The sequence below is a fragment of the Methylorubrum zatmanii genome, from assembly GCF_014845115.1.
Classification (GTDB): Bacteria; Pseudomonadota; Alphaproteobacteria; order Rhizobiales; family Beijerinckiaceae; genus Methylobacterium; species Methylobacterium zatmanii.
Genome location: NZ_NKUI01000116.1, coordinates 1 through 22,081 on the forward strand (window position 1 = coordinate 1; position 22,081 = coordinate 22,081).

Annotated in this window: 26 protein-coding genes; 12 read left to right on the forward strand and 14 right to left on the reverse strand. The window is 70.5% G+C overall.

Annotated features, from left to right (window positions below; genetic code table 11):
• Positions 1 to 107: 107 nt before the first annotated feature.
• Together MZTS_RS14950 and MZTS_RS14955 are read right to left on the reverse strand one after the other, a co-directional pair.
• Positions 108 to 548 carry a hypothetical protein gene (locus MZTS_RS14950; RefSeq protein ID WP_192284453.1) on the reverse strand — a complete coding sequence of 147 codons (441 nt, stop codon included), beginning with the start codon at positions 546 to 548 and terminating at the stop codon, positions 108 to 110.
• Positions 549 to 619: 71 nt separating this feature from the next.
• Positions 620 to 1,279 (reverse strand): DNA-binding protein, encoded by a 660-nt coding sequence (locus MZTS_RS14955; RefSeq protein ID WP_192284454.1) that lies wholly within the window; start codon positions 1,277 to 1,279, stop codon positions 620 to 622.
• Positions 1,280 to 1,520: 241 nt separating this feature from the next.
• On the opposite strand from MZTS_RS14955, the gene MZTS_RS14960 reads away from it, so the two are divergent.
• Together MZTS_RS14960 and MZTS_RS14965 are read left to right on the forward strand one after the other, a co-directional pair.
• Positions 1,521 to 2,189, forward strand: a complete 669-nt coding sequence (locus MZTS_RS14960) for a response regulator transcription factor (RefSeq protein WP_192284455.1) — start codon at positions 1,521 to 1,523, stop codon at positions 2,187 to 2,189.
• Between the two features lie 110 nt (positions 2,190 to 2,299).
• Positions 2,300 to 3,583, forward strand: a complete 1,284-nt coding sequence (locus MZTS_RS14965; protein ID WP_343068760.1) for a sensor histidine kinase — start codon at positions 2,300 to 2,302, stop codon at positions 3,581 to 3,583.
• 8 nt (positions 3,584 to 3,591) lie between these two features.
• Here MZTS_RS14965 and MZTS_RS14970 read toward each other — a convergent pair whose 3' ends face one another.
• The 7 genes from MZTS_RS14970 to madL all read right to left on the reverse strand — a co-directional run bounded on the left by MZTS_RS14970 (position 3,592) and on the right by madL (position 8,535).
• Complete coding sequence (locus MZTS_RS14970; protein ID WP_009867182.1) at positions 3,592 to 3,900, reverse strand: GCG_CRPN prefix-to-repeats domain-containing protein; 309 nt, start codon at positions 3,898 to 3,900, stop codon at positions 3,592 to 3,594.
• Positions 3,901 to 3,949: 49 nt separating this feature from the next.
• On the reverse strand, positions 3,950 to 4,213 hold the full coding sequence (locus MZTS_RS14975) for a GCG_CRPN prefix-to-repeats domain-containing protein (protein ID WP_009867183.1): 264 nt from the start codon (positions 4,211 to 4,213) through the stop codon (positions 3,950 to 3,952).
• Positions 4,214 to 4,348: 135 nt separating this feature from the next.
• Complete coding sequence (locus tag MZTS_RS14980) at positions 4,349 to 5,725, reverse strand: sensor histidine kinase (protein WP_246482123.1); 1,377 nt, start codon at positions 5,723 to 5,725, stop codon at positions 4,349 to 4,351.
• The gene (locus MZTS_RS14985; protein ID WP_009867185.1) at positions 5,722 to 6,453 is read right to left on the reverse strand and encodes a response regulator; all 732 of its coding nucleotides are present in this window, start codon (positions 6,451 to 6,453) and stop codon (positions 5,722 to 5,724) included. The genes MZTS_RS14980 and MZTS_RS14985 overlap by 4 nt, the downstream gene beginning before the upstream one ends.
• A 165-nt stretch (positions 6,454 to 6,618) precedes the next feature.
• Entirely contained in the window at positions 6,619 to 7,305 is a 687-nt protein-coding gene (locus tag MZTS_RS14990) for a GntR family transcriptional regulator (protein WP_192284456.1), read from the reverse strand.
• A gap of 5 nt (positions 7,306 to 7,310) precedes the next feature.
• Entirely contained in the window at positions 7,311 to 8,075 is a 765-nt protein-coding gene (madM, locus tag MZTS_RS14995; RefSeq protein WP_009867187.1) for a malonate transporter subunit MadM, read from the reverse strand.
• A 4-nt stretch (positions 8,076 to 8,079) separates the two neighbouring features.
• A complete protein-coding gene (gene madL / locus MZTS_RS15000) occupies positions 8,080 to 8,535 on the reverse strand; it encodes a malonate transporter subunit MadL (RefSeq protein ID WP_192284457.1) in 456 nt (151 codons plus the stop codon).
• Between the two features lie 269 nt (positions 8,536 to 8,804).
• Here madL and mdcA point away from each other — a divergent pair, with 269 nt between their 5' ends.
• From mdcA to MZTS_RS15035, 7 genes are read left to right on the forward strand one after another with little or no spacing between them, the layout of a single operon-like run.
• A complete protein-coding gene (gene mdcA / locus MZTS_RS15005; protein ID WP_192284458.1) occupies positions 8,805 to 10,451 on the forward strand; it encodes a malonate decarboxylase subunit alpha in 1,647 nt (548 codons plus the stop codon).
• A 7-nt stretch (positions 10,452 to 10,458) separates the two neighbouring features.
• On the forward strand, positions 10,459 to 10,767 hold the full coding sequence (mdcC, locus tag MZTS_RS15010) for a malonate decarboxylase acyl carrier protein (RefSeq protein ID WP_009864405.1): 309 nt from the start codon (positions 10,459 to 10,461) through the stop codon (positions 10,765 to 10,767).
• Between the two features lie 2 nt (positions 10,768 to 10,769).
• Positions 10,770 to 11,702, forward strand: coding sequence for a biotin-independent malonate decarboxylase subunit beta (locus MZTS_RS15015; protein ID WP_192284459.1), 933 nt, complete (start codon positions 10,770 to 10,772; stop codon positions 11,700 to 11,702).
• Positions 11,689 to 12,420, forward strand: a complete 732-nt coding sequence (mdcE, locus tag MZTS_RS15020) for a biotin-independent malonate decarboxylase subunit gamma (RefSeq protein ID WP_192284460.1) — start codon at positions 11,689 to 11,691, stop codon at positions 12,418 to 12,420. The genes MZTS_RS15015 and mdcE overlap by 14 nt, the downstream gene beginning before the upstream one ends.
• Entirely contained in the window at positions 12,413 to 13,069 is a 657-nt protein-coding gene (gene mdcG / locus MZTS_RS15025) for a malonate decarboxylase holo-[acyl-carrier-protein] synthase (protein WP_192284461.1), read from the forward strand. Before mdcE ends, mdcG begins: the two co-directional genes overlap by 8 nt.
• Positions 13,066 to 13,923 (forward strand): triphosphoribosyl-dephospho-CoA synthase MdcB, encoded by an 858-nt coding sequence (mdcB, locus tag MZTS_RS15030; protein WP_192284462.1) that lies wholly within the window; start codon positions 13,066 to 13,068, stop codon positions 13,921 to 13,923. Before mdcG ends, mdcB begins: the two co-directional genes overlap by 4 nt.
• The gene (locus MZTS_RS15035) at positions 13,920 to 14,843 is read left to right on the forward strand and encodes an acyltransferase domain-containing protein (RefSeq protein WP_192284463.1); all 924 of its coding nucleotides are present in this window, start codon (positions 13,920 to 13,922) and stop codon (positions 14,841 to 14,843) included. The genes mdcB and MZTS_RS15035 overlap by 4 nt, the downstream gene beginning before the upstream one ends.
• A gap of 545 nt (positions 14,844 to 15,388) precedes the next feature.
• On the opposite strand, the gene MZTS_RS15040 is transcribed toward MZTS_RS15035, so the two are convergent.
• Positions 15,389 to 15,571 carry a hypothetical protein gene (locus MZTS_RS15040; RefSeq protein ID WP_192284464.1) on the reverse strand — a complete coding sequence of 61 codons (183 nt, stop codon included), beginning with the start codon at positions 15,569 to 15,571 and terminating at the stop codon, positions 15,389 to 15,391.
• A 521-nt stretch (positions 15,572 to 16,092) separates the two neighbouring features.
• Between MZTS_RS15040 and MZTS_RS15045 the strand changes: the two genes are divergently transcribed.
• The 3 genes from MZTS_RS15045 to MZTS_RS15055 are packed head-to-tail and all read left to right on the forward strand — an operon-like array spanning position 16,093 to position 18,215.
• Positions 16,093 to 16,989, forward strand: a complete 897-nt coding sequence (locus MZTS_RS15045) for a hypothetical protein (protein ID WP_246482124.1) — start codon at positions 16,093 to 16,095, stop codon at positions 16,987 to 16,989.
• A 48-nt stretch (positions 16,990 to 17,037) separates the two neighbouring features.
• Positions 17,038 to 17,283 (forward strand): DUF3302 domain-containing protein, encoded by a 246-nt coding sequence (locus MZTS_RS15050; RefSeq protein ID WP_210329307.1) that lies wholly within the window; start codon positions 17,038 to 17,040, stop codon positions 17,281 to 17,283.
• A complete protein-coding gene (locus MZTS_RS15055) occupies positions 17,280 to 18,215 on the forward strand; it encodes an HlyD family secretion protein (RefSeq protein ID WP_192284465.1) in 936 nt (311 codons plus the stop codon). Before MZTS_RS15050 ends, MZTS_RS15055 begins: the two co-directional genes overlap by 4 nt.
• Here MZTS_RS15055 and MZTS_RS15060 read toward each other — a convergent pair.
• From MZTS_RS15060 to MZTS_RS15075, 4 genes are read right to left on the reverse strand one after another with little or no spacing between them, the layout of a single operon-like run.
• The gene (locus MZTS_RS15060) at positions 18,202 to 19,491 is read right to left on the reverse strand and encodes a BatD family protein (protein ID WP_192284466.1); all 1,290 of its coding nucleotides are present in this window, start codon (positions 19,489 to 19,491) and stop codon (positions 18,202 to 18,204) included. The two genes, MZTS_RS15055 and MZTS_RS15060, sit on opposite strands and share 14 nt — an antisense overlap.
• Positions 19,488 to 20,150, reverse strand: coding sequence for a tetratricopeptide repeat protein (locus tag MZTS_RS15065; RefSeq protein ID WP_192284467.1), 663 nt, complete (start codon positions 20,148 to 20,150; stop codon positions 19,488 to 19,490). The genes MZTS_RS15060 and MZTS_RS15065 overlap by 4 nt, the downstream gene beginning before the upstream one ends.
• Positions 20,147 to 21,052: a VWA domain-containing protein gene (locus tag MZTS_RS15070; RefSeq protein WP_192284468.1), complete on the reverse strand. Its 906-nt coding sequence runs from the start codon at positions 21,050 to 21,052 to the stop codon at positions 20,147 to 20,149. The genes MZTS_RS15065 and MZTS_RS15070 overlap by 4 nt, the downstream gene beginning before the upstream one ends.
• Entirely contained in the window at positions 21,052 to 22,080 is a 1,029-nt protein-coding gene (locus MZTS_RS15075) for a VWA domain-containing protein (RefSeq protein WP_192284469.1), read from the reverse strand. The genes MZTS_RS15070 and MZTS_RS15075 overlap by 1 nt, the downstream gene beginning before the upstream one ends.
• Position 22,081: the final 1 nt, after the last annotated feature.

Below are 22,081 nucleotides of genomic sequence, written 5' to 3' on the forward strand. Positions count from 1 at the left end.
CGTAGCGACCTCCTCGTAGAAGGCCGCCACATGGTGCTCGCGCGCCAAAACCGCAAGGAAACTTCCAACTCAGGCCACTAGCGAGGTGTGGGCATTCCCGGATTGCCTCATGCCTCGGCTTCGATCTTACGGATCGCCCCATCGAGACCGACATGGAGCTGATGGCGCTCGCCTTGGCTGCGAGCGGTGATCTCGAAATGCTTCGGCCTGCGTCGGGGCTCTCCCTCGGCGACGTAGCCGGCCGCCTTCACGGCCGCCAGGATGGGGGCCGGATCCACCGGCTTGCCCGGTCCGCACCGGTCGGGCTGAGGCCGGTCCGGCCAGGACAGAGCCCGCTCGGTCCCGTCCGGCAGCGTGAGGAGCGTGACCTTGATCTCGGACGGCTTTCGCCGCCCGGAAACCGCAACCGGGTCGCCGACCTTCAGGTCGAGCCCTTCGATGCCCTTGGGGCCGAGATCGACCAGGACTTTGCCGTCCGCTCCCTCCAGGGCGAGCCGGTGGCCGAACATGCCCCAGATCGTTCCCGCTGCCCGTACCGTCTCATCCATGCCCATGGTCCTTTGCGATATCCGGTGGCCGGCGGGACGCGTCCGCCGGCCGTGATCGTGTCGTTGGGAGCTCAGAGGATCGAGCGCTCGCGGATCTGCCCGTCGAAGCCGACATGGAGCAGGCGCTCCCGGCCGTCCGGGCCCTTGGCGGCGACCTCGAAATGGCGCGGGCCCCGCCCCGTCACCCGGACATCGCCGTAGCCGGCCTTCTCGACCGCCGCCTTCAGGGCGGGCAGATCGGTCTGCTGGCCGAGGCCGACCTTGTCCCTGGCCCAATCGAGGCTGCCGCGCGGCGGGCCGCCGGCGGGGCCGAGGACGACCTGACGGCCATCCGCGCGGGTGACGATCCGGGCCTGCAGGAAGCCGTGCTCGAAGCGCCCCTGGACGGTGACGGTCTCGCCCTTGTCGACCAGCTTGCCGTCCTCTCCCTCGCGTCCGGTCTCGACCAGCGCCCGGCCGCTTCCGTCCTGGATCACGAACTTGTTGCCGAAGATCTCGGCGACCTCGCCCTTCGCCGCGATGGCGCCCGAGGGGGCGAGCGTCGAGATCGCGACCGGTGCGACCGGCGTGATCATCGCCGGCTGCCCGTTCTGCGCCAGGGAGAGGCCGACCGCGCCGAGGGCGAGCGGCGCGGCGATGGCGCCGACCACGAGGCCGCGCCGAGCCCGGCGGCGCGGCGCCGGCTGGGCTTCAGTCTGCGCGGAAGCGTCGGTGATCGTACCGTTGGTCATGGGATGTCGATGTCCTGTGTTCCGGTGTCCCTCTCGGGCCGGAAGACTTCTAGGCCGGTGCCCGAAACTCACCCTGAACCAGTTCGTTCAGGTTCAGTTAAATGCCCGCCGATAGAGCGCGCTCCGCTGCGGCGGGCCTCGTTCGTCGCGTGGCTGCCTATCGAAACAAGGGCTTAGGCGCCTTTCCCAGCCCCGGACCTGTCCGGCGGGACGGCGGCGCCGGCCGTCGGACGGGACCGCGATGAAGATCCTGCTGGTCGAGGATGACGAGGCACTGGCCGCCGAACTCGCCAAGGCGCTGCGGGCCGAAGGCTTCGCCCTCGATCGCGCCCGTGACGGGATCGATGCCGGCCATCTCGGCGAGACGGAGGCCTACGATGCCGTCGTGCTCGATCTCGGCCTGCCCCAGCGCGACGGCGTCGCGGTGTTGCAGGGCTGGCGCGCCGCCGGTCGCACGATGCCGGTGCTCGTCCTCACCGCCCGCGACGGTTGGAGCGACAAGGTGGCGGGCTTCAAGGCCGGAGCCGACGACTACCTCGTCAAGCCGTTCCGGGTCGAGGAGCTGGTGATGCGCCTGCGGGCCCTGGTGCGCCGGGCTCAAGCCAACGGCTCACAACGGATCGATTGCGGTCCCCTCGTCTACGATCCCGGCCTCGGCACCTTCGAGCATCACGGGCTGCCCCTGCGGCTCACCGGCCTGGAATGGCGCGTGCTGTGCTGTCTCATCCTGCGTAAGGAGGTGGTGGTGCCCCGCGCCCAACTGATCGAGCGGGTCTATGACGGGGATGCCGAGGTCGATTCCAACTCGGTCGAGGTCATCATCACGCGCCTGCGCCGCAAGATCGCGCCCGCCGCCATCGAGACGGTGCGCGGCCACGGCTACCGCCTGATGCCGGTGGGGACGGCGTGAAAGCCTCCCTTCCGCCTCCACCCCATCCTCCGAAGCCGCCGCACCGAAGGGTTCACGGTCCGGGTTCGCTGCAGCGGCGCCTCCTGCTGGCGGCCGGGGCGTTCCTGAGCGTGGCCCTCCTCGCCGCCGGCCTCTCCATCGGCTTTATCCTGCACCGCTTCGTCCGCGGCCAGATCGACGGGCGCCTCGACGACCGCATCCTGTCCCTGGTCTCGGATCTGCGCCCGGATCCCGGGGGGGGCCTGTCCCTCGGGCGCGACCGGGACGGGCCGCCCTTCGACCGGCCCCGGTCCGGCTGGTACTGGCAGGTGCGGCGCGGCGCGGCGTGGCTCGGCTCCGCCTCCCTCGACGGGCGTCGCTTAGCCCATCCCGATCTCCCCGAGCGGCAACGGGACGCCGGAACGCCCGCGCCTGCGGACGGCACCGGCCCGTGGGGCGAGGGCCTGATCCTGCGCATCCTGACGATCCCCGGCGAGGGGGGCGCGCCGCCGACCGTCCTGGCCGCCTCGGCTCCGAACGCGGCCCTGCGCGGCCCGGTCCTCGAAGCCCTGCGCACGCTCGCCGTCTGTCTCGGGGTGATCGGCCTGTTCCTGTTCGCTGGGGTTCTCGTCCAGGTCCGGTTGGGCCTGCGGCCCTTACGCCGCCTGCGCGATCAACTGGCCGAGGTGAGATCCGGTGCCAGGGACCGGCTGCCTCCGCGCCAGCCGGAGGAAATCCGCCCCCTGGTCAGCGAGATGAACGCGCTGCTCGACCAGAATGCGACCCAGCTGGAGCATGCCCGCGCCCATGTCGCCAACCTCGCCCACAGCCTGAAGACGCCGCTCGCGACCCTGTCGATGGCGCTGGCCGACACGGCCTCCGACCGCGACGGTGGGCTCCGGCGATTGGTCGAGGGGATGGACCGGCGAATCCGCCATCATCTCCGCCGCGCCCGGAGCGCGGCCATCGGCGGCGGCGCCCGCACCAGGGTCGATCTCGCGACGCATGTGGGCGACCTGCGGGTGGTGCTCGCGCGCCTTCATGCCGACAAGGGCATCGCGTTCTTGCTCGATGTGCCGGACGGCCTCGCAATCGCCTGCGATCCGCAGGATCTCGACGAGATGCTCGGCAACCTGATCGAGAATGCCTGTCAGTGGTGCCGCGGCCGCGTCCGGGTCGCGGCGCAGCGGGTCGGCAGCGAAGCCGTCGTGCGGATCGAGGATGACGGGCCGGGCCTCACCGGCGAGGCCGCTTCGGCGGTGCTGAAGCGGGGGCGCCGCCTCGACGAGAGCCAGCCCGGCCACGGCTTCGGGCTGCCCATCGCGGTGGAGCTGGCGGAGCTGTATGGTGGCTCCGTCAGGCTCGAACTCTCCGATCTCGGCGGTCTCTGCGTGCGGCTGACGCTGCCCGCCTGAGGGGCGGCCTACCAGCGGCGATGCCAACCGCCATGCCAGCCAGCGTGCCGGAAGCCGCCCCAGCGATAGCCGCCATGCCACGCGAAACGGCGATGCCAATGGTAGCCGTAGCGCCAGCGATACCCGCCCCAGGGCCGATAGCCGAAGCGGTGATAGACTGGCCCGTAAACGTAGGGGCGATAGCCGAAATTCGGCCGGCACCAGCCGTAATAGCCCCGATGGAAGCCGAGGCCGCAGCCGTCCCGGGCCTCGGCGTCCGAAGCGGTGGTCAGAAGTCCGGCGGCGAGCGCCAGCGGAATCGCGATCTTGCCGATCATGATGCACTCCTGGGTGCCCGGCCCTGGGCCGGGGAGAGGGGAAGGGGATTCAGTTCGGCCAGCAGCGGCGGCCATAGGGGCCGATATGAAAGCCCGCCGGGCAGGAGACGCCGCGGATATAGCCGCCTGCCTGTCCGCCGGGGCGGCAGCCGCCATAGGGGCCGCGATGGGCATAGGGCCCGCAGCCGTCATAGACCCGGATGATCGGCGTATCGGCGCCGGTGGTGGCGCCCTCTTGGACCAGCGGCAGGGCCATGGCCGGGACCGCGAGGCCGGTGGCCAGCAGGGCGGCCGAAACGAGACGTTTGACCATCGACGACGTCCTTCACCTTCGTGAACCTGCGGCGGGCTCGCCGCGTCGGGTTGAGCGAAGGGTCGCCCGCAGCTCCTTCCCGGATGTGACGGGCCGCTGCGTCGGGGTAACGTTTTGTAACCGGCCACCCGCCCGTCAGGCGAGGGCCGGGAGGGTGACGACGAGCCGGGCGCCGCCCAGGGATCCGGCCTCGGCGACGACGCTGCCGCCATGGGCCTCGGCGATCTGCCGCGCGATGGTGAGGCCGAGTCCCGTGCCGCCGGTCTGTCGGCTGCGGGAGCGTTCGACCCGGTAGAACGGGCTGAACACCGCCGCGCGTTCGGCGTCCGGGATACCCGGCCCGTCATCCTCGACGACGACGTGGCAGACCGTGCCGGTGCGGCTCACGGCGACGGCGACCGTGGAGCGGCTGAACTTGACCGCGTTCTCGATCAGGTTGGCGACGACGCGCCGCAACGCGACCGCATCGCCCACGGTCACCGCGTCCTGCACGTCCTCGCCGGTCAGCCGGATCGCGATGCCCTGCGCCGCCTGCTCGGCGACTTCGACCGCGACCAAGTCGGCGAGATCGACCGCCGCGCGTTCCACGCCGACGGCGGTGCCGCGGGCGAAGCCGAGGGAGGTGTCGATCAGGGCCGTCATCGCATCGAGATCCTCGATCAGCCGCTCCCGCCGCTCCGGCTCGGCCACGCCCTCGGCCCGCAGGCGCAGGCGCGTCAGGTAGGTCTTGAGGTCGTGGGAGATGGCGCCGATCAGAAGCGAGCGCTCGGCCATCAGGCCGACGATGCGTTCCTGCATCACCTGCACCGCCCGGGCGAGATGCCGGATTTCGGGGGCACCCTGGGTCGGGATGGCGGGCTCCGTCACGCGACCGTCGAAGCGGGACACCGCTTCGGTCAGGCGCCGCAGGGGGGTGAGTTCGTGACGCGCCCCGACGAGGACGAGACCGGCCACCGCCACGCCCAGGATCGCCACCCACAGGCTCAACGGCAGCCCGAGCAGCCAGGGCATCAGCGAGCGATGGCGTTCGATGGCGGAGATGACCAGAATTCGGCCATCCGGCAGCCGATAGGTCGCCGTCGACAGGCTGCCGATCGGCCGGCGCCGGTCCTGATCCGCGACATCCGCCGCATCGACGCCCCGGTGCAGCATGGCGGTGCTGGTGAAGGCGGAGATCCGGTCGTCCGTCTCCCCCGTCAGCCGGCGCAGGCGTGCTTCGAGGCGCGGCTCGCGGATCAGCTCGGCCTCCGGTGGGGGCTGATCGGCGATCTCGGCCCTCAAGGCCTCGCCGCTCACCGCCTTCAGGATGGCGGGCCGCAGGGCGGGGTCGGCCTCCCGCAGAAGGGTCATGATGTGCGCGGCCTGATCGAGGCGCGGGAAGCTGCTGTTCCAGGGGAAGGGCCGGTGCGCGATCTGCCAGCGATCGATCGAGACCGTGACGATCACCAGCACCGAGAGTGCCCCGAGCAGGAACAGCATGATCCGGCCGAGCAGGCCGATCCGGGCCATCATGGCGCGGGCTTCACCGGGGCGGCCAGGATGTAGCCGGCGTTGCGCACGGTCTTGAGCAGGGCCGCGACGCCGCTGCCGGAGGCGTCGAGCTTGTGGCGCAGCCGGCTCACCTGCACGTCGATGGTGCGGTCGAAGGCATCGGCGGTGCGTCCGCGCGTCCAGTCGAGGAGCTGGTCGCGGGAGAGCACCCGCTGCGGCCGGGTCAGGAAGCAGTGGAGCAGGTCGTATTCGGCGCTGGTGAGCGGGATCTCGGCACTGGGCCGACCGGTCGTGACCCGGCGCGCCGCGAGATCGACCACGAGGTCGGCCACGAGGAGCGTTTCGCGCGCGGGATCGGCGCCCTGGCCGCCGTTCCCGGTGGCGCGGCGCAGGACAGCGCGGATCCGCGCGAGCAGCACCCGCGGGTTGAACGGCTTCGAGACGTAGTCGTCGGCGCCCATCTCCAGGCCGAGCACCCGGTCGATATCCTCGTCCTTGGCGGTCAGCATGACGATGGGCGGTCCGCCCGCCGCGCGCAGGCGCCGGCAGATCGACAGCCCGTCCTCGCCCGGCAGCATCCAGTCGAGCACGATCAGGTCCGGCGCCGGCCCCGCCGCGAGCAGCCGGTCGAGGCTCGCGCCGCCGTCGAGGCAGAGGGCACGAAAGCCTTCGCCTTCCAGATAGCCGGCGAGTTGCGTGCGGATGTCGCCGTCATCCTCGACGATGGCGATGGTGGGGACGTCGCTCATGCCCTGAGCATAGGAGGGCAGGGCGGCCCGGCAACGCGAAAGTGGCCGCTGTCACAAAACGTTACATGGGCTCACCCGGCAGCGCCGCCCGTGGCCCTGACCGCCAGGGACTGCGAAGAGTCTCCCGATGGTGACGCCCGCCGCTCTCCGCCCCAACCCACCTGCTCAGGCGCTGGTATGCTCGGCGACGTAGCGGCCCAGGGCGCTCGCGGCGTTGAGCATGTGGGCGCGCATCCGCCGCGCCGCCGCGTCGCCGTCGCCCTCGGCGATCGCCTGGAGGATCTCGCCGTGCTCGGCGCGGGAACGCAGGATGCGCGCGCCGTGACGCAGCTGCGTTCGCCGGAAGGCCGACAGGCGCGCCCGAATGGCCAGCGCTTGTTCGGCCATGAAGCCGTTATGGGTCCCGCGATACAGCGCCTCGTGGAAAGAGCGGTTCAGGGCGTCGTAGGTGTCGTAATCCTGCGCCGCGACGGGGGCCGCCGATTGCTCGTGCAGATCCATCAGGGCGCTGAGTTCGAGAGGGGTCATCCGGTAGGTGGCGAGCCGCACGCAGAGGGATTCGAACTCGGCGGTCGTCTCGAACATCTCCATGATCCGCTCGGGCGTCATGCGGGTGACCACGACGCCGCGCCGGGGCCGCATCTCGACCAGACCGCTGGAGGCGAGTTGGCGCAGGGCCTCGCGCACCGGGGTACGCGAGGCGCCGAAGCGGTCGGCGAGATGCTGTTCGTCGAGGGCGATCCCGGCGGCGAGGACGCCGGAGGCGATCTCGTCCGTCAGGGCGTTGCGGATCTGATCGGAGAGCAGACTGCGCCCCTCGACCATGCCGTCCATGTCGCCGCCATCTCCCATCCGCATCATCCCACCAGTGCCCGCACGATCAGGAACAACAGCGAGGGGCCGACGAGACAGCCGATGCCGGTGTGAAAGGTCGCCGTCAGCGCGCCGTAGGGAACCAGCTTCGGATCGGTGGCCGCGAGCCCGCCGGCGACGCCGCTGACCGTGCCCATCAGGCCGCCATAGGCCATCGCCGAGCGGGGGTTGTCGAGGCCGATCAGCCGGGCGACGAGGGGTGTGCCCACCATCACCATCACCGCCTTGGTGACGCCGGTGGCGATGGAGAGCGCCATCACGGTCGAATCGGCGCCGAGCGCCGCGCCGGTCACCGGACCGACGATGTAGGTGATGGCACCCGCGCCGATGGTCGTGATCGACACCGCGTCGTGGTAGCCGAAGGCCACCGCCGTCAGGGTGCCGACGAGGAAGGGCAGCACCGTGCCGAGCGCCAGCGCCACCACGCCGAGGAGGCCGGCGCGGCGTGCCTCGATCACGTCCACCTCGAAGGCGGTGGCGACGATGGCGAAGTCGCGCAGCATCGCCCCGCCCATCAGCCCGATGCCGGCCAGAGCCGGGATGTCCGCGAGCCCTCGCTTCCCTCCCGTGGCGAGCCCGCCGCAATAGGCCAGCACGAGACCGAGAACGATGGCGATGGCCGAGCCGTGGACCCGGCCGCCGGTCAGGCGTTTCCCGATGACGTGCGACACCAGCATCAGGCCGCCGATGACCGCGAAGGCCGCCACGAGGCTCTGTTCGACGAAGACGTGTTCGAGCATGTGCAGCATCGGCTTACCTCCGCATCGCGGTCGTGGGTCGCACGGGCGAGGGCGCTTCGGCGTCCCCGGCGATGACGGCACCGGCATGCTCGATGTCCGCGCTGTCCTGTGCCGGCCGCCCGCCGATCCGGCCGAGCAGGGCCGTCGCGGCGAAGCACAGCAGCACGCTGCCGACCGCCGCGATGATGACGATCGGGCCGCCGCTCACCGCCGCGACGACATTCTGCTGCGCGGCCATCGCCACCACGATCGGGATGTACATGCTGGCCCAGAACTCGACCCCGAGCTTGGTCGCGTGGCCGAGCCGGTTGTGGCGCACGAGCCAGACCCGGGCGGCGATCAACAGCATCATGGCGATGCCGACGCCGCCGACATTGGCCTTCACGTTGAGCAGAACACCCAGAAGGTCACCCAGGAACACGCCGATCAGGGTGCAGAGCGCGAGGAGCGCAACGCCGAGAATGGTCATCGGCCGCCCTCCGGGCGAGGGGCCGCCGCCGAGTCGGCCGACGTCGCCTCGATCCACGAGCCCGGCCTGGGCCTTCTGCATGCAGCCGCCATCACGCGTCTCCATCCCGTATTCAGCGATTCGTTCTTATGATCGCATCGTATGCAAGATATTGACTTTCGTGCAAGTAAGAATACAAAAACCGGAATTCGACTGCCGCGACGCATACGAACTCGGCCGCTAAGCCATCCTTCGTATGCGCGATGAGGCCATCACAGGGAGCGGACCGGATGAGCGGCTGGCGCCGGGAGCGGGAAGCCCGCGATGCGCGGATCGAGGCGGGCCGGGCTCACAGCTCGGGCAAGGTGGTGGCCGCCGCCGGTGTGGTCGATCTGCTGGAGGCGATCCTTCGTCCCGGCGACCGGGTCTGCCTGGAAGGCGACAACCAGAAGCAGGCGGATTGCCTCGCGCGGGCCCTGAGCCAATGCGACCCGACCCGTGTGCACGATCTGCACATGGTCCAGTCCGGCATCGTGCTGCCGGAGCATCTCGACGTGTTCGAGCAGGGGATCGCGAAGCGCCTCGATTATTCCTATTCGGGTCCGCAGGGCGGGCGCATCGCCCGCATGCTCTATGGCGGGCAGATCGAGCTGGGCGCGGTCCACACCTATCTGGAGCTGTTCGCCCGCTACTTCGTCGACCTCACCCCGAACGTCGCCCTGATCGCCGGCGTCTCGGCCGACCGGGACGGCAACCTCTATACCGGCCCGAACACCGAGGACACGCCGACGGTGGTGGAGGCGACCGCCTTCAAGAACGGCGTGGTGGTGGCGCAGGTCAACGAGATCGTCGAGCGCGTGCCCCGCGTCGACATTCCCGGCGACCGGATCGACTTCGTGGTCGAGGCCGACAAGCCGTTCTACGTCGAGCCGCTGTTCACCCGCGATCCGGCGGCGATGACGGAAACCCAGATCCTGATGGCCATGATGGCGATCAAGGGGATCTACGCCGAGTACGGCATCCGCCGCCTCAACCACGGCATCGGTTTCGGCACGGCGGCCATCGAATTGCTGCTGCCGACCTATGCCGAGCGTCTCGGCCTGAAGGGCGAGATCGCCACGCACTGGGCGCTCAACCCGCACCCGACCCTGATCCCGGCCATCGAATCGGGCTGGGTGAAGCAGGTGCATTGCTTCGGCTCCGAAGTCGGCATGGACCGATACATCCGCGAGCGCTCGGACATCTTCTTCACCGGGTCCGACGGCTCGCTCCGCTCCAATCGGGCCTTCTGCCAGACCGCCGGACTCTATGCCTGCGACCTGTTCATCGGCTCGACCCTGCAGATCGACCTCGCCGGCCATTCCTCGACGGTGACGCAGAACCGCGTGGCCGGCTTCGGCGGCGCGCCCAATATGGGCTCGGATCCGCACGGGCGGCGCCACCCGTCCGACACCTGGATGAAGGCGGGCCGCGAGGCGCAAGTCATCGGCGATCCGGCCCTGATGCGCGGGCGCAAGCTCGTGGTGCAGATCGTCGAGACCTTCGGCGAGGGATTGGTGCCGGCCTTCGTCGAACGGCTCGACGCCCTGGAACTGGCGAAGAAGATCGGCTTGGAGCTCGCTCCGGTGATGGTCTACGCCGACGACGTCACCCACATCGTGACGGAAGAAGGCATCGCCAACCTGCTGCTCTGCCGCACCGCCGACGAGCGCGAGCAGGCGATCCGCGGGGTGGCCGGCTACACCGAGATCGGCCGTGGGCGCGACCGGGCCATGGTCGAGCGTCTGCGCGAGCGCGGCATCGTGCGCCGCCCGGAAGACCTCGGCATCGAACCCCTCGACGCCGACCGCTCCCTGCTCGCGGCCAAGTCGATCAAGGATCTCGTGCACTGGTCGGGCGGCCTCTACGAGCCGCCGGCCAAGTTCCGGAACTGGTGAGGCCGCGATGGAAAAGCTCAGCTTCCGACACGCCACGTCCCGCGCCCTGCCCGGCGCCAAGGCACAGGCCATCACCGGGGTGGTCGCCTCCGGCAATCTCGAAGTGCTCCTGGAGCGCGCGCTCGCCCCGACCGAGTGCTCGGTCGAGATCGAGACGCCGATCCGCGGCTACGGCGAGGTCTGGGCGGCGGTGGTCGCCGACTTCGTCGCCCGCGCCCAGCCCGGGGGGCTGCGCATCACGATCAATGACGGGGGCGCCCGTCCCGACACCGTATCGCTGCGCCTGCTCCAGGGCGCCCGGCTGATGGAGGTCTGACGATGAGCGAACGGATCATCGATCCGGCCTCCAAGGGCTGGGCCACGAGCTGGTACGAGGCGAGCGCCCGCGCCCGCATCGACGGTCTTCTCGATGCCGGATCCTTCCGCGAGGTCATCGGCCCCGAGCAGCGCCGGATGAGCCCGCATCTGCCGCTGTTCGATCTGCCGCGCGCCTTCGATGACGGCATGATCGTCGGCTCGGGCCGCCTCGACGGCAAAGCCGTCCTCGTCGCCGCGCAGGAGGGCCGCTTCATGGGCGGCGCCTTCGGCGAGGTGCACGGCGCCAAGCTCGTCGGCCTGCTGCGGGCCGCCCTGGTCCTCAAGCCGGAAGCCGTGTTGATCCTGTTCGATACCGGCGGCGTGCGCCTGCAGGAGGCCAATGCCGGCGAGACCGCCATCGCCGAGGTGATGCGGGCGATCACGCAGGTGCGCTCGGCCGGCGTGCCGGTGATCGGCCTGATCGGCGGCCGGGCCGGCGCCTATGGAGGCGGCGGCCTGATCGCGGCGACCTGCTCGCGGCTCGTCGTCTCCGAGGGCGGGCGCATCTCCGTCTCGGGGCCGGAGGTGATCGAGACCAACAAGGGCGCGGAGGAGTTCGACTCCCGTGACCGCGCTTTGGTCTGGCGCACCATGGGCGGCAAGCATCGCCGGCTCACCGGCGGCGCCGACGCCTATGCCGACGACACGGTCCAAGCGTTCCGCCGGGCGGCGCTCGACCTGATCGGGCGGGCGCCTGCCTTCGATCTCGCCACCCTGGAGGCCGAGCAGAAGCGCCTGGAAGAGCGCATGGCCCGCTTCGGCGATTGTCGCGACGCCACCGAGATCTGGGGACGGCTCGGCGTGAACGACCCGGAGGCGGTGCCGGCCCTGACCACGGCCGCGTTCGAGACCCTGCTCGCTAGCCTCGGGGAGACGACCCATGACGCGCGCTAACACGACGCTTCCCGAAATCCTGTCAGCGCTGTTTCCCGAGGGCCATTCGGTCACCGTCGAGGACGGGCTCGTCAGCGGCGAGGGCCCGTTCCGGGGTGGCCGGCTCGCGGTGATCGGCATCGACGGCGACACGGCGCTCGGCGTCGATGGCGCCTGCCGGCTCGCGGCCGATGTCCTCGACGTGGTGCGCCGGGGCGACGGCACGCCGATCCTCGTGGCGATCGATTCCGACAGCCAGCGCATGAGCCGGCGCGACGAGCTGCTCGGCCTCAACGAATATCTGGCGCATCTCGCCAAGACGCTGCTGCTCGCCGATGCGCACGGTCACCCGACCGTCGGGCTGATCTACGGCCACTCGGCGGCGGGTGCCTTCATCGCCACGGCTCTGGCGACCCGCGTCCTCGTTGGCCTGCCGGGGGCGAATCCGAGCGTGATGGACCTGCCTTCCGTGGCGCGGGTCACCAAACTGCCCCTTGACCGGCTGGAAGCGATGGCCAAGGATACGCCGGTCTTCGCTCCCGGCCTCGACAACATGGTCCGCACCGGTGCGGTCGAGGCCGTGCTCGACCCCGACCGACCGTTGGCCGAGCAGATCGCCGCCGTGATCGATGCACTGCCCGTGGAGGATACCCGCGACCGCGCCGGGCGCGAGCGCGGCGGAAGGCCCGTCGCGGAGACGATCGCCGCGCAGGTGATCCGGGACATGCGCCTTGGCTGAGGCCTATCGGCGCCACGACCTCCTCGACGTAGAACCGGATGCGTGGCGGGCGGCGGTGGCCGCTCGGGCGGACCTTGCAGCTTTGCCGCACGTCGCGGCCTGGGTGGAGGAAGGTCGCCCGGTCATCCTGCGGCGCTCGCATCCGGGGGAGGCGGGGCTGGTGCCGGTCGGCCTGCCGCTGCCGCCGCGCGACGGTAAGCGCCGCGTCGGCCTCGCTCTCCCCCCCGAGTCGGTGCGCCTGCGCCCGCCCGCGCGGTTGACCGACATGCGTGACACCTGCCCGGCCGCCTGGGTCAGGACAGTCGAGGCCATCGTCGCGCTCGGCGCTTGCCACGGCCTGGCGCCGCGTCCGTTCGGCAGCCTGCTCTGGCAGAGCCTGACCGGCCTGAGCTATCTCTCCGAAAAATCGGACCTCGATCTGCTCTGGCCAGTCTCCGGCGTGGTGCCGCCTGGATTCCTTGCTTGCCTTGCCGACATCGAGAGGCGGGCGCCGATGCGCCTCGACGGCGAGCTTCTGCTGCCGGACGGCGGTGGGGTGAACTGGCGCGAACTGCACGCCGCCGCCCCCGGCGACACGGTTCTGGTCAAGCACCGCGACCGCCTCGCCCTGCGTGCGGCCGCCGGTGTTCTGGCGGGAGATCCCGAATGAATCCGCTCCCGGCGCTGGCCGCGCTTCCCAAGGACGCTGGGTGCCCGGCGGCAGACGGGATCGCACGGGCTGCCGCCTGCGCCCTGCGCCTCGAACTCGAAACGTATCCGAAGCCCGGCCTCGTCAGCCACGTCGATCCGGGAAGCCACTCCGACATGGATGCGGGCACCTTCCGGGCGAGCACCCAAGCGATCACGCCGTTCTTTCGTGGTTTGGCCATCGCGGGAGCAGAGGGTGCACCGATGCCGGTCCTGCGCCGCATCGGCCTCGACGCTGAGGCGGCGATGCGGGCGGCGACGGGCGGCGTGAATACCCATCGCGGCGCGATTTTCGGGCTCGGCCTGCTCTGTGCCGCCGCCGGGGCCCTGCCTCGGCCGGCGGCCGGAGCGCTGGGCGGCCTCGTGCGCGCGCGCTACGGCGCGGCGATCCTTGCCGGCCCCGTGCTGCTGCACGCCCCCGGCGCACGGGCACGCCGCCGCCACGGCGTCGGCGGCGCGCCGGCCGAGGCCGCCGCCGGCTTCCCGAGCCTCTACCGCATCGGCTTGCCGGCGCTGCGGCGCGCCCGGCAAGCGCGTCCCGGCGACGAGGAGGCCGCGCGGGTGGAGGCCTGCCTCGCCCTGATCGCGCATGTCGAGGACACGAATCTGCTTCACAGGGGCGGGCAGGACGGGTTCGTGTTCGCGCGCGAGCAAGCCGCGCGCTTCGTCGCGGCGGGCGGAGTCGCCCAGCCGGATTGGCGGGCACGTGCCAAGGCCCTGCACAGCGCCTTCGTCGCCCGCAACCTCAGTCCCGGCGGCGCGGCCGACCTGCTCGCCATGACCCTGTTCGTCGACGGGATCGAGGCCGCCCCATGACCCTCGCGGTCCTGCTGTCGGGCCAGGGCGGCCAGCATCCGGGGATGTTCGATCTCACCGCCGACTGGCCCGCCGCCGCGCCGGTTTTCGCGGCGGCGGAGCGCATCCTTGGTTCTGACGCGCGAAAACTCGTCCGCGCCCCCGGCGCGGATCTGCACGGCAACCGCACGGGCCAGATCCTCTGCTGCGTCGCCGCTCTGGCGGGCTGGACCGTGGTGGAGGCGGCCCGCCCCGCCCGCGTGATCGTCGCCGGCTACAGCATCGGCGATCTCGCCGCCTGGGGCTGTGCCGGCCGCTTCGATGCGGAGACGATCCTGCGCCTCGCCGCCATCCGCGCCGAGGCCATGGATGCGGCGGGCGGCGCCGGAGCTGGCCTCGCCGGCATCCGGGGTCTGCCGCTCGCGGCCGTCGAGACCCTGGCCGGCAGACATGGTTGCCATCTCGCCATCCGCAACGCCTCCGACAGCGGCGTCGTCGGCGGTCCGAGTCCGGCCCTCGAACAGCTCTGTGAAGACGCCCGCGCGGCCGGTGCCGCCAAAGCCGTGATCCTGGCAGTGCGGACTCCCTCGCACACGCCGCTTCTGCGCGAGGCGAGCCAAAGTTTCGAGAACGCCCTCGCGGAAGAACAACTGCAACGTCCAGCACGGGCCGCGCCGCGGCTGATCAGCGGGCTCGACGGTGACCCTGTCTTCGATGGGCGAGCGGGGCTCGTGAAGCTCGCGCGCCAGATCTCGCAAACGATCGACTGGGCCGCGTGCCTGGAGGCCTGTCAGGAATACGGGAGCGACACCGTGCTGGAACTCGGCCCGGGCCACGCCCTCGCAACCATGGCCCGCGACGCGATTCCGGGAGCCCGCATCCACGCCCTCGACGAATTCCGCTCTGCAGCCGGCGTGGTCGATTGGCTCAAGGCCAGCTGAGCCGGCCCTGATCGAGTGGTGTGGGCGCACCGCATCCGAGACGTCGTTCCGATCGAAAGAAGTGCAGGGGCGAGTTAAGGCATTTTCATTTTGATTTGAATTATACCAAGTATCCGTGAAGAACTTTATCGCTGTAATGTCGCCCTCGATGCGCAGCAGTTCCTCGAAGGCGTTGATGGTGTCGCACCGGCGATGCCACATCTGCGTCGGCACTCGCTTGCGCGCGGGCGACGAGGACGTCCTCGTCGTGCGAGCGGTTGAATACGGCGACCTAGAGCCGTGCCCGATCGCGTTGCCATCGAGCACGGCTCTAGGCCCTTGTTGTGACGCGTTTTCTTGCGCCGACCCGGTCTCCACTTCGGCGGACAGCGCTCTGGCCGCGGGCCGGGGCCGGGGCGTGAACGCGCCAGAGGAAGTCGTGCCCTTTTTTCGATGGCGGTAGACTCCTTGAAGCCGTGGACCCGAACGCCTTGCGGATTCACCGCGTTGACGCCCCCCCTAGCAGGTGCCGTCCCTGCCGGCGGCATCGATGTCCTGGTGCACGATCAGGAGGGCGCGCCGACCATCGCTGTAGAGCATGCGCTGCGGGACCCGTAGCCGCTCCGCGTTTTGGTCCGGGCTTTGTCGGCTTCCGCGCGGGAGGAGAAATGGCCGGTGAAACCTGCGTCGATCCCGTCCAGGCGCACGTGCGAGCCGGGCTCGACCAGTAACTTCTTCGTCAGGTCCATCCGCCTCTCCCTGCGCAACGAGGAGATTCGCTATTCCGCCCCCTGGAAATGCCTAGCGAGCGATGCAACCGTTTTGGAAATGTAACCGTAACAAGCTCTGCGCAGGCGAGCAGGGTTCATGATGGGGGCACCGATGCCATGCAGCCGGCAGACAGAATTCCCGGAGGCTTCGATGGAGCGTTCGGAGAGACGTGGCCTCGCGAGGCTTTTGCTTCGATATCCCGAGCACCGCGAGGCACTGAGGGACAAGGCCGCGGAAGGCGCCAACTTCCGAGAACTCTGCGACGCCTACGAGGCGGCCTGCGAGGCAGCGAGCTACTGGTCCAAGTCGGGCGAGCCGGTCGGGCCTGAACGTGCGTGCGAATATCGACAGCTCGCTGAGGCAATTGAGGAAGACATCCTTCGCAACTTAGCGTAACATATTGGTCTGTGTGTGGGTCCCAATGGTTCATGACGGGGTGCCCGATCACGTTTGTCGGGCAAGATCCGCCTTGGTTCTAACGCATTATGCGGAGGACCCTTTGGATACTGATCGTTCGCCGACCAACTTGAGCGAGCCTTCGCCAGGGCTCGAACGGGTGTTTCGCGAACTCTCAATTGCTGAAGGCCTGCGGCTGTCCGAGCGTAATCGCCGCTTCCTCTCGTTCGTCGTCGAGGAGGCGCTCGCCGGGCGTGGTGATCGCGTCAAAGCCTACACCATCGGCGTCGACGTGTTCGGCCGCGGCCCGGACTTTGATCCGGGCAAGGATCCGATCGTCCGGATCGAGGCGACTCGCATCAGGTCGGCGCTCGCAGCCTACTACGAGGGGCCGGGCGCTGGCGCCGCCTTTCGCCTCGTCCTGCGACCGGGGTCGTACATACCGGTCTGCGAGATGGCGCAGCCGTCGTCGTTGACCCCCACCAGCCCGTTTGATCGCCGTGTCCTGCCTTCGAACGCAAGTCCTGCCCCGACGGCTGGGCTTCAGATGGCCGTGGTGGTCACGCAGCGGAGCGACCGGCGTGACCGGTGCGCGATGGCAAGGGGCGACATCTACCTTCAGGCGATCGTCAAGGCCGTCTCCGGCCAGGGGTTTCGCGTCTTCGTGACACCGCCTCCAGAGCGCAGGGCGGCTGCGCAGGCCATCAGGGCGCTGCTCTCCCAGCCCGAGGCGGTCCTCGCCCTCGACGTGGCCGTGCACGGGATCGCGGAAGGATGCCGCTACACGTGGACGCTCAGCGACCCCCGAAGCGGTGAGGTGAAGGGATCCGATGCCGTCGATGGAAGGGAGGATGCCGTCCCGGCGGGAGCACGGGATCGATGCGCTCGCCGACGCCATCGCGCACAGCGTGACGGATGCGGTCGCCTGAGAGCCCTTGAGCCGCCGGGCGCGGTACGGAGGTGTTCGCGGATACAGGCGGCCAGGTGCCCGGAGCCGTAACGGTTACAGGCTTCAGAGACATCCGTGCGCGTGCGACCGTCACGCATCATGGCCGTGCCGTTCATCGACCTCTTCGCCTGGATCGTCTTGTTGGTCGTGGTGGCGACGCTCGTCGCGACGGTCGTCGCGCTCGGGGTGATGCCTGGCCGCATCGCGCGCCGGCGCGGACATCCCTGGGCACAGGCCGTGACCGTCGGCAGCTGGGCCACCCTGGTTTTCGGCTTCGTGTTCTGGCCGCTGATCCTCGTCTGGGCCTACGTCGACGCCCCTGAGAGGCGGGGCGCGGACCGATGATCGTCTTCCTGCTCAACAGCTATATCGCCCTCTTGGTCCTGTTCGTTTGGCTCCGCTTCATCCCGTTCAACCTGTTCTGGAAGCTGTCGCCCGCGCTCGTCCTCATTCTCCTGCTCGTCGGGCTGTTCATCCCGATGGGCTGGGGAGCGCCGTCAGGACCGGCGGCGGTCATCCGCAACTCGGTCCAGATCGTCCCGTCGGTCGCCGGCGAGGTCGTGGACGTTCCAGTCAAGGCGAACACCCCGCTCAAGGAAGGCGCCGTCCTCTTCCGGATCGACCCGACGCCGTATCGCGCACAGGTCGAGGCCATCGGGGCGCAGCTCAAGCTCGCCGAGACGCGGCTCGCCGAGATGTCCCAATTGCAGAGCCGGGGGACCGGGCGCGCGTTCGACGTCGAGCAGCGACAGGCCGAGGCGGACCAGCTGCGCGCCCAGCTCGAGGGCGCCAAGTGGAACCTCGACAAGACCACCGTGCGGGCGCCGGCCGCCGGCTACGTGACCAACCTGACGCTCCGGAAGGGTGCGCGGGTGACCGCACAGTCGCCGGTCATGGCCTTCATCGACACCGGCGACACCCTCCTCGGCGCCGAGATCCTCCAGATCTACGCGCGCTACGTCGAGCCCGGCCAGCCCGTCGAGATCATCTTCAAGACACTCCCGGGGACCGTCTATCCCGGGCGGGTCGAGGCCGTCCTGCAGGCCATCGCCACGGGCCAGGCGCAGTTCGGCGGTTCCGCGGTAGCGCCCGTCGACATCCAATCCGCGCCGTTCGTGGTCCGTGTCACGCTCGACGACGCCGAGGTGGCCCGCCGCCTGCCGGCCGGCAGCACCGGGACCGCCGCGATCTACACGGACCACGTGCAGCAGGCCCACGTCATCCGTAAAGTCCTGCTCCGACAGTCGGCGATCCTGAACTACATCAACCCGTTCTGAGCGAGGCCGGCCGAACGGCGGGGTTCAGCGGCGGCAGGGCGCCGCGCGATACGTGCTCGGGCAGCCGCCTCGCGGCTCTGTGCGCGTCCCTCACCGCGTCCCGGAGGTGGCGTCCTTGGTCCTCGGACCAACGACCGTCCTCGCCGAACAGGCTGCGCTCAAGCTCAGCCGCGAGCGCGGCGAGGTCCGGGTTCGCCACCACTGCCGACCGGGCCGGATCCGGGAGCCGACGGAGCCAGGCCGAGAAGGCGCGATAGGTCGCCGCCGCATCCCCCTTCGGAGCGACGCGGCAGAGGGCGGCGCGCGCGGCAGCCTCGGATGCCCGATGGGCGGCCTGCCGATGATGCCAGCGCCGCGAGAGGCGTCGGCGCCCGAACCACAGCCCCCCTAGAAGCACCACGACGCCCATTCCGACGCCGTATGGCCAGAGCCGGACCGGTGCGGACCGCGTTCCCGCAGGAGGGGCCACCTGGGCCACGGAGACATGCGTGCCGGCAAGCGTCACCGCCCGTGCCCGCGCCCCATCCAGGTCCCACCAGGGCTGGACGACGGCGGGCAGGTCGTAGCTGCCCGGCTTCTCGAAGACATAAGTCACCCTGTCGACGCGCGATCCGGTGACGGCGCCCCGGTTCATCCGATCCTCGGAGCGCGGCGGGTCGACGTAGATCCGGACGCCTTCGGGAGCGGTGAAGGCGAGGTCGGCCATCCCCATGGCCGGTACGCCGTCGGCGCTGCGGCGGATCGTGCGGACCAGCGCAGCGCCGGGCTCGGGCCGGGCCTGCGCCGGATCGGGCTCCCAGGTCTGGGTGGCGGCAACCTCGTCCGCTGCGATGACGGGTCCGGATGCGTCGAGCCCCGGAGGCACGGTGACGACGAGGCGCCGCGCCTCGCCCGTCGCCGTTCCCGTCCGATCCCCTGCCGCGTCGAGCAGCGTGACCTCTGCGGCCGGGATGTCGATGGCTCCTCCCCGGCGCGGGAAGACGACGAACTCGAACTGTTGCCCGACATAGGGCCGGCCTCCGATCGCGTCGCTGATGGTGACGCCCTGCGTCTCGAAGCGCAGGACCTGGGCGCCCGGGGCGTCGCCGACCTTGACCTGCGGCGGGCGCGGCATGCCGCCGGGAAAGAGCACGTCCACATGCAGGTGAACCGGCTGGCCCACGACGATGTCGCCCGCCTCATCGACCTGGGTCCGGACCACGACCTCGGCGGCCTTGGCCGATGCCAAGCCCGCCCAGACCACCGCCAGCGCGAGGATGACGACGGGCGGCCTCATGGTCGCCCCCCTTGCGGGGCCCCGACACCGGTACCGGACGCCGTTTGGAGTTGGTAGGCGAACTTGACCCGCAGGAAGTCCGACGGCCGCGTCTGCACCCGCTTCAGCCAGAGGGCCCGGACCGCCTCGTCCGACATGGGCTTCCCGTCACCCTGAACCGTGGTGTCGGCGCCGTCCTTCTTGCCCTTGTCGTAGACGATCTCGTCGGGGCTCGATTCGGTGTCGCCGGTCTCGCCTCCCTCCTGGCGCATGCGCTCGGCCCGCAGGCGCGCGATTGCGCGGTTGGCCGCCGCCTCCTCCCATCCGGGGCGGAGCGCCAGCGCCCGGTCGTAGCGCCTCACGGCGTCGTCGTACTTGCCGAGCATCACCAGGGCGTTGCCCTGGTCATAGGCGCCCTCGGCCGTGTCGACGCCGCCGAACGCTTGCGCCGCTGCCTTGAAGTCACCCGCCCGGAACAGGGCCACGCCGCGCCAGACCGGATCGCGGAACGCGGAAGCCGCCTCGCCCGGACGGCCTCGCGCCATCTGGAAGCGCCCGCGCTGGTCCGGCGTGAGCAGGAGGTTCCGCCAGCCGACGTGGTAGGCGGTCGCGCCGAGCGCCAGGACTACGGCCAGCGACACGAGGACGTATGGGTTGGGGGGCTTGACGAGGCGGATCATGCCGTCACCCAGCCGCGGCGGAACCAGAGAAGCGCGAGCAGGGCGAGGAGCGGCGTCAGCCAGTAGCCCGCCTCCTTCCAGTGCTGCCCTTCGCCCGCCACCTCGGCCGCGCGGCCGGTGCGGTCGAGCCGTCGGGCGACCGCCTCGACATCGACCTGATCTACCGTGGTCGCCACGAGGTCCGCGTCGAGGGCGCGAGCGACGCCGGCGAGGCGTCCCCGATCCTGGTCCGGCGGCAGGAGCGCGAAAACCGTTACGGGATGACCGAGCCGGGATGGACCGAAGCCGCCGGTCGCGGTGTCGGCCATCAGGAGGATCGAGCCGCCGTGGCCCCCTCCCGCCAGGACGCGGTCTGCCAGCGCGGCGGCGCCCGCGATGTCGTCGCCCTCGCGCGGCATGATCTCGGGCGAGAGGGCCTGCGCAAGGTTCAGGACGACGCCGGCATCCGGCGTCGGCGGCAGGACGAGATGGCTGGAGCCCGAGTAGGCGACGAGGCCGCTGGAAGCCCCCTCGCGCAGCTTGAGCAGGTCGGCCAGCTTCTGGCGCGCCCGGTCGAGGCGGGTCGGCGCCAGGTCCGGCGTCATCATCGTGGGCGCGACCCGGAGGACGACCATCACCGGGGGCTTGGCATCCGCGAAGGGTGACGGCTCGCGCTCCCACGCGGGTCCGGCGACGGCGACCCCGGCGAGAACCCAGACGGCGAGGAGCAGGTCGTTCGGCGAGAGCCAGGACCGGCGCTCCTGCCCGACGAGCAGGTGCCGGAGCAGTTCCGGGTCGATCACGCGCCGCCAGCGCCGGGCCTCATCCGATCTCCGCCGCTCCATGTACCAGAGCGCCGCGGCCGGCAGCAGCAACAGCAGCCAAGCTGGGCGCTCGAAATGGAAGGCCGTGAGGATGCTCATCACGAGGCCCCCGCCTTCGGCGAAATAGCGGATCCAGACAGGGGCGCAGGCGATGGGGAGCGGCCCCGGAGCAGCAGGTGAACGGCCTGCGCGAGAAGCGAGACGAGCAGGGCCGCCGCGAGCGGGATCCAGTAGACGTCCTTCCGCGGCCGGAACGTGACCGTGTCGATCCGGCGGGTTTCGATCCCGTCCAGGCGGCCGTAGATGCGGGCGAGTTCGTCTCGGTCGAGGGCGCGGAAGAAGAAGCCGCCCGTCGCGGTCGCCACGTCCTTGAGGGTCGTCTCGTCGAGCTTGTCCTCGCCGACCGTCGAGGGGTCCCCGATGGCGACCGTGTGGACGACGATGCCCTTGTCCTTGGCGACATGCGCGGCCTCGGTCGGAGGCACTTGGCTGGCCGTGTCGTTGCCGTCGGTGAGGGCGATGATGGTCTTGGCCTTCACCGGGCTCCGGTCGAACAGGGCGATCCCGAGCCCGATGGCATCGCCCAGCGCCGTGCGAGGGCCGGCCATCCCGACGACGGTGTCGCGCAGCATCTCGCGGCAGAGGTCGAGGTCCGTGGTGAACGGCACGAGCGCGAAGGGCGCGTCGCCGAAGACCACGACCCCGGCGCGGTCGCCCTTGCGACGGGACAGGAAGTCGTCGAGCACGGCCTTCACGGCCGTCAGCCGGTCGACGGTCCTGCCGGACGCGTCGGTGAAATCCTTCGTGTCCATCGACCCGGAGAGGTCCACCAGCAGGAGGAGGTCGCGCGTCGGCTGGTCCCGATGCAGGGGTGCCTCGATCCATTGCGGGCGCATCAGGGCGGCGAGCACGAGAAGCCAGCAGACGACCAGCGTCGCGAGGCGTGGGAGTCTTCGCGGCGCCACGAGCCCGCCCGCGTGCGGGTTCCGGCCCGTGAGGGCGACGAGGCGGGCGAAGAAGGGAACCCGCAGACCCGCATGGGACGTCACATGCGCCGGCAGGAGCCACCACGCCAGGAGCGGCAGGGGCGCCAGGACGGCGAGCCAGGGATAGGAGAACGTGAGCACG

Coding starts and splice junctions, on each gene's coding strand:
- MZTS_RS14970 (WP_009867182.1), bottom strand. CDS start 3,900: ATGATCGGCAAGATCGCGATTCCGCTGGCGCTCGCCGCCGGACTTCTG.
- MZTS_RS15015 (WP_192284459.1), top strand. CDS start 10,770: ATGAGCGAACGGATCATCGATCCGGCCTCCAAGGGCTGGGCCACGAGC.
- MZTS_RS15035 (WP_192284463.1), top strand. CDS start 13,920: ATGACCCTCGCGGTCCTGCTGTCGGGCCAGGGCGGCCAGCATCCGGGG.
- mdcE (WP_192284460.1), top strand. CDS start 11,689: ATGACGCGCGCTAACACGACGCTTCCCGAAATCCTGTCAGCGCTGTTT.
- MZTS_RS14975 (WP_009867183.1), bottom strand. CDS start 4,213: ATGGTCAAACGTCTCGTTTCGGCCGCCCTGCTGGCCACCGGCCTCGCG.
- MZTS_RS14980 (WP_246482123.1), bottom strand. CDS start 5,725: ATGATGGCCCGGATCGGCCTGCTCGGCCGGATCATGCTGTTCCTGCTC.
- MZTS_RS14960 (WP_192284455.1), top strand. CDS start 1,521: ATGAAGATCCTGCTGGTCGAGGATGACGAGGCACTGGCCGCCGAACTC.
- MZTS_RS15065 (WP_192284467.1), bottom strand. CDS start 20,150: ATGATCCGCCTCGTCAAGCCCCCCAACCCATACGTCCTCGTGTCGCTG.
- mdcC (WP_009864405.1), top strand. CDS start 10,459: ATGGAAAAGCTCAGCTTCCGACACGCCACGTCCCGCGCCCTGCCCGGC.
- MZTS_RS14985 (WP_009867185.1), bottom strand. CDS start 6,453: ATGAGCGACGTCCCCACCATCGCCATCGTCGAGGATGACGGCGACATC.
- MZTS_RS15060 (WP_192284466.1), bottom strand. CDS start 19,491: ATGAGGCCGCCCGTCGTCATCCTCGCGCTGGCGGTGGTCTGGGCGGGC.
- MZTS_RS15050 (WP_210329307.1), top strand. CDS start 17,038: ATGGCCGTGCCGTTCATCGACCTCTTCGCCTGGATCGTCTTGTTGGTC.
- MZTS_RS14990 (WP_192284456.1), bottom strand. CDS start 7,305: ATGGGAGATGGCGGCGACATGGACGGCATGGTCGAGGGGCGCAGTCTG.
- mdcA (WP_192284458.1), top strand. CDS start 8,805: ATGAGCGGCTGGCGCCGGGAGCGGGAAGCCCGCGATGCGCGGATCGAG.
- MZTS_RS14955 (WP_192284454.1), bottom strand. CDS start 1,279: ATGACCAACGGTACGATCACCGACGCTTCCGCGCAGACTGAAGCCCAG.
- mdcB (WP_192284462.1), top strand. CDS start 13,066: ATGAATCCGCTCCCGGCGCTGGCCGCGCTTCCCAAGGACGCTGGGTGC.
- madM (WP_009867187.1), bottom strand. CDS start 8,075: ATGCTGCACATGCTCGAACACGTCTTCGTCGAACAGAGCCTCGTGGCG.
- madL (WP_192284457.1), bottom strand. CDS start 8,535: ATGACCATTCTCGGCGTTGCGCTCCTCGCGCTCTGCACCCTGATCGGC.
- MZTS_RS15040 (WP_192284464.1), bottom strand. CDS start 15,571: ATGGACCTGACGAAGAAGTTACTGGTCGAGCCCGGCTCGCACGTGCGC.
- MZTS_RS15070 (WP_192284468.1), bottom strand. CDS start 21,052: ATGAGCATCCTCACGGCCTTCCATTTCGAGCGCCCAGCTTGGCTGCTG.
- MZTS_RS14950 (WP_192284453.1), bottom strand. CDS start 548: ATGGATGAGACGGTACGGGCAGCGGGAACGATCTGGGGCATGTTCGGC.
- MZTS_RS15055 (WP_192284465.1), top strand. CDS start 17,280: ATGATCGTCTTCCTGCTCAACAGCTATATCGCCCTCTTGGTCCTGTTC.